The sequence below is a fragment of the Microcystis sp. M31BS1 genome (assembly GCF_020245285.1).
GTDB classification, from domain to species: Bacteria; Cyanobacteriota; Cyanobacteriia; order Cyanobacteriales; family Microcystaceae; genus Microcystis; species Microcystis panniformis.
Window position 1 is genome coordinate 1 of the sequence record NZ_JADBVE010000379.1, and the last position, 4,860, is coordinate 4,860.

Below are 4,860 nucleotides of genomic sequence, written 5' to 3' on the forward strand. Positions count from 1 at the left end.
ACTGGGGTAAAGTTGATTCAGAAGGCAATGGCAGAGTTGGAAAAACAGATTAATCGACTTCCCCATTTGCCAAAGTGGTTTGTGGAAATCCCTTATCAAACCACTTGACTATTGGATCATCTTTTTTATGGAGTTCTCTTAATGGCTTTATGTGATAAATTTCTGGCACTGTTTGAAGCCCATCACGTTCCGCTCTATTTAAAACTGGCTTTATAAGTAATGGCGGGAAGCGGATTTGAACCACTGACCTTCGGGTTATGAGCCCGACGAGCTACCAGACTGCTCTATCCCGCGTTGCTTTATTTAGTATAGAACTAAATCTCGGTAAATGCCAAGGAGTTTGTAAAATTACTTTACATTTACCGTCCGACCAGAGGTTAATACTTACGTTCCACGGGGGTGAAATCCTGAATCACTACGGGCATATAGTCGATATCGATGCCGGAGGGGGAATAATAGGCGAGGGTATGCTGAAGGAAATTTTGGTCATCCCGTTGGGGAAAATCCTCGCGGGAGTGGGCCCCTCGGCTTTCTTGACGATTGAGGGCAGAGGTGAGGATAATTTCCCCCACCACCATGAGACTTTGTAATTCCCAGGCCTCGATTAGTTCCGTATTCCAGCAATCCCCCCTATCATCCAGGTAAATCTGCTCGTATTGGCGCTTTAATTCGCCGATTTGTTTAATTCCCTCGCGCATGGTCGCTTCGGTGCGAAAAACGCCGCAATGTTGGGTCATACAGTCTTGGAATTGCTGACGTAGTTGACCGATGCGAATCGTGCCTTTTTTGGTCAATAGAGCGGTGATTTGCTGTTTGGCATCCTGAAGGTAAATATCGGGATTAAAGACGGGAAAAGCGCGTTTTTCGACGTATTTAGCGATCGATTTGCCAGTTCTTCTCCCATAGACCACACATTCTAACAGGGAATTACTGCCCAAACGATTAGCCCCGTGAACGGAGACACAGGAACATTCCCCGGCGGAGAAAAAGCCCTCGGTGAGGGTATCGGCACTTAAGCGAACGCGACCATCGGTATTAACGGGAATGCCGCCCATACAATAGTGAACTGTAGGACGTACAGGCATCGGTTCCTCTACCGCATCGACACCGACGAGACGGTGGGCCTCCTCCCAACAGAAGGGAATGCGACTCATAATTTTTTCCCGACCTAAATGGCGTAAATCCAGATAGACAAAGGGACCCCCGGCGCTACCGTCCAGATTTACCCCCCGGCCGGCGCGAATTTCTAGGGTAATGGCCCGGGAAGTGATGTCCCGGGGTGCCAATTCCATGCGCGAGGGGGCGTAGTCTTCCATAAAACGACGACCTTCGCTATTGATTAAATAAGCCCCTTCACCCCGGACTGCTTCTGAGATTAAAACACCGACGGGATAGAGTCCAGTGGGGTGAAATTGGACAAATTCCATGTCTTCTAGGGGAATACCCGCTTTTGCCGATAAAGCTAAACCGTCTCCCGTACAGGCGAAATCGTTGGAGGTGGTGTTATAAACGCGACCATAGCCCCCGGTCCCGAACATAATTGCTTTTGCCCGGAGGATTTCTAACTGTCCGGTGGCGATTTGGTACATAACCACGCCTTTGGCCGTACCTTCTTCGAGGATAAGGCGCAAAACATACCATTCATCGTAGATTTTTACCTGATTACGGCCTAAATTGCTGACTAATTCGTGCAGCATGGCGTGACCGGTTTTATCGGCGGCGTAACAGGCACGGTTATGGCTGTGACCGCCAAAGGCTCTTTGGGCAATGCGTCCATCTTCGAGACGGGAGAATAACACGCCTAGATGTTCCAATTCGATGATAACTTCGGGGGCTTCTTGGGTGAGAATATCCACCGCATCCTGGTCAGCCAGAAAATCGGAACCTTTGACAGTATCGTAGGCGTGGGCCTTGGGATTATCTTTGGGGTCAACGTTTTGCAGGGCGGCGGCGATACCCCCCTGGGCGGCGACGGAGTGGGAACGAATTGGGTGGGTTTTGGCAACGACAGCAACATCGATAGTCGGGTTGAGGCGTTTGATTTCTAAGGCGGCGCGGCATCCTGCTAACCCACCGCCCACTATAACGACATCGTGTTCTTTCATGGCTGATTTTCCTACGGGCTTCTGTTTCTATGGTGGGGTGAGAATTGCTCAGAAGTCAGTTTTGTAACCGAGACTTTATATTTCAGGAGACAGCCCTTTCAGTTATCAGTTATCAGTTATCAGATGTGAGTTTTCAGTTCACTGTTTACTGATTACTGAACTTGGTATGGTTCGCTCGGGGGGCATAAATCGACTAAATCCTTATCTGGCAAAAAACTTAATTGATGAGTTCGTTCTAGTTCAAAAACAATTGACAAAAATCGCCAAATGTCTTTCTCTATAAGAGTTTCATTCCTTATAACCCTGTCCGTTGCATAAGACAAACTGAAGAACCTCACTGATTACTGATTCCTGTTTACTGATAACTGAAAAGTCTTCATAATTCCCAAAAAACAACCCGCGGCACTTAACCGCGAGTTATTTTTGCTTAAAATCGGATAATTACTGAACGGTAATCGTTCCGACCATACCAGCACCGCGATGGGGTTCGCAGTAGTAGGTGTAAGTACCCGGTTCGCTGAAAGTGCTTTCAAAGGACTCCCCGGCGGAAAAAGCCAGACCTTTATGGGATAATTTAGCAGCCTGGGCTTCGGGAACCTTGGTGCTATCGAAAACTATGTTATGGGGAGAAAGTTTGTTATTGACCCATTTCACCGTATCTCCTGCTTTAATAGTGAGGGCGGGGGGATCAAATTGTAGTGTACCTGCATCACCGCCCATCTTCACCGTGAAGGTTTCCGCAGCAGCGGCGGCAGTGTTGAAGAAGAAGCTAGAGACGACTAGCACCAGGGTAGCGACCAATAAACCTAATTTTTTCATGCTTGTTAATCCTTTACACGAGGGAAGATGACAAGTTTGACAGCCTGTCTTTTGACAAAAAAGTAAAAGTTTGCTTTTAACTGTCCCATTGATTTATTCTACACCAAGTTTGACAGCTTGTCTTTTGACAAGAAAACCGGTTTTTTCTGACGATGGTTGGGGAATTTCTTAAGAAATAGAGGAGAACCAATCGTGAAAAGACTATTAATTTCCCTGTGCTTGCTCTTGGCTGTGGTTACATTCGGTATGGCTCGTCCCGCTTTAGCTGATGGGGCTTCGATTTTCAGTGCTAACTGTGCTTCCTGCCACATGGGCGGTAAAAACGTGGTTAATGCCGCTAAAACCCTGAAAAAAGAAGATTTAGTTAAATACGGCAAAGATTCCGTTGAAGCTATCGTTACCCAAGTTACCAAAGGTATGGGGGCGATGCCCGCTTTCGGTGGTCGTCTCAGCGCTGAAGATATCGAAGCTGTAGCTAATTATGTCCTCGCTCAAGCGGAAAAAGGCTGGTAAAAATTAGTTATCGGTGGCCAGTTATCGGTTGTCAGTCTGGTAAGAATTGTAGCGATCGAAATTCTTGGGTCAATTGCTGGCTTAAAATAGCTAATGGTTCATCTCGGGACAAGGTTGTGAAATTGCGATCGTTTTTCTATATTTTAGGTGCGACGGTAATCATTCTCCTAGGAGTCGCTACAGCCAGTTTTGCTTGGATTCTCGCCGATAGTCCTCTGTCTTTGCTCAAAGGTGGGGTGCTGCGGGAACCGATGGCGGCGATTTTTGTGCCGAAACAGGCCCCGGTTATGGTATCCTTGCTGGTCAATCCCGAACGTTTAGAGTCTTTTGGTCAATTAATCGCTACACCGGCTAATCGACGACGTTCCCACCAAGAAATTAAGGATTTAGAAAAAAGTCTGCTCGGTAAAACGGGGTTAAATTATCAAAAGGAAATCAAACCCTGGTTAGGGGAGGAAATTACTCTCGCTGTTACTTCCCTAGATTTCGATCGTGATACCGATAATGGTATCCAACCGGGTTATCTTTTGGCAATTCAAAGTAAAGATGGTGAACGCGCTAAGGAATTTCTGCAAGCTTCCTACTCAAAACAGGCGGTTTCGGGCAAATTTGACCTGGTTTTTGAACCCTACAAGGGAGTTAACCTGATTTATCAACGTCCCTTGACTGCGGGAGATAATAATCGTTTTCTCGCTAGTGCCGTGGTGGGTGATACGGTGCTTTTTGCCAATAATATCAAGGTTTTGCGCGAGGCCCTTAATAACGTGCAAGTACCCGATTTAAACCTAAAAAATAGCCCTGATTACCGAGAAGCTCTCAAAAATATCACCGAACCGCGTATAGCTATAGTTTACGGCAATTTACCTCCGTTATCGGCTTGGATCGCTAATCAACCCGTCCCGGAGAGTCCCGAAGCGAAACAACGATTAGCCACGGCTTTTACCCTCAAATCCGGGGGAATAGTCGCTCAAACCGCCTTAATTGGAGTCTTAGGACAGGATGACCAAGCACCAATTTTATCTAGTCCCGTGGGAGCATTATCTTTTATCGGCGAAAATAGCCTTTTAGTCGCCGCTAGTCGCGATTTAAATCGTTTTTGGACTCAGGTAGAGGAGGGGTTAGAAGCAGATAGTCCCCTACAGGAATTAATAACACAGGTCTTAAACCGCTTCCAGTCGCCTTTAGGTTTAAATTTGCCTGAAGACGTTTTTAGCTGGGTTAGAGGCGAATATAGCCTCGCTCTCGTGCCTAGTTCAAAGGGGATGGAACCCGATAGTGTTTTTCTAGGGGAACGGGTGATGGGGGTAGAGGTGGACAGTGCGATCGAGCATTTGGATGAGTTGGCCCGCAGTCGCGGCTATAATGTGGTTAATCTGCCTTTACTCGATCGAACGGTGACAGCTTGGACAAAGTTAACCACGGC

Annotated in this window: 4 protein-coding genes and 1 tRNA gene; 2 read left to right on the forward strand and 3 right to left on the reverse strand. The window is 47.0% G+C overall.

Features of this window, described 5'->3' with window-relative positions:
- Window positions 1–220: 220 nt before the first annotated feature.
- From IM509_RS21200 to petE, 3 genes are all read right to left on the reverse strand, one after another.
- A tRNA-Met gene (locus IM509_RS21200) sits at window positions 221–294 on the reverse strand.
- 83 nt (window positions 295–377) lie between these two features.
- Window positions 378–2,105, reverse strand: a complete 1,728-nt coding sequence (locus IM509_RS21205; protein ID WP_185237671.1) for a succinate dehydrogenase/fumarate reductase flavoprotein subunit — start codon at window positions 2,103–2,105, stop codon at window positions 378–380.
- Window positions 2,106–2,546: 441 nt separating this feature from the next.
- On the reverse strand, window positions 2,547–2,924 hold the full coding sequence (gene petE / locus IM509_RS21210) for a plastocyanin (protein ID WP_002762125.1): 378 nt from the start codon (window positions 2,922–2,924) through the stop codon (window positions 2,547–2,549).
- A gap of 192 nt (window positions 2,925–3,116) precedes the next feature.
- On the opposite strand from petE, the gene petJ reads away from it, so the two are divergent.
- Entirely contained in the window at window positions 3,117–3,437 is a 321-nt protein-coding gene (gene petJ / locus IM509_RS21215; RefSeq protein ID WP_002732729.1) for a cytochrome c6 PetJ, read from the forward strand.
- Window positions 3,438–3,553: 116 nt separating this feature from the next.
- A partial coding sequence (locus tag IM509_RS21220; protein WP_272079448.1) for a DUF3352 domain-containing protein occupies window positions 3,554–4,860 on the forward strand: 1,307 nt, incomplete at its 3' end.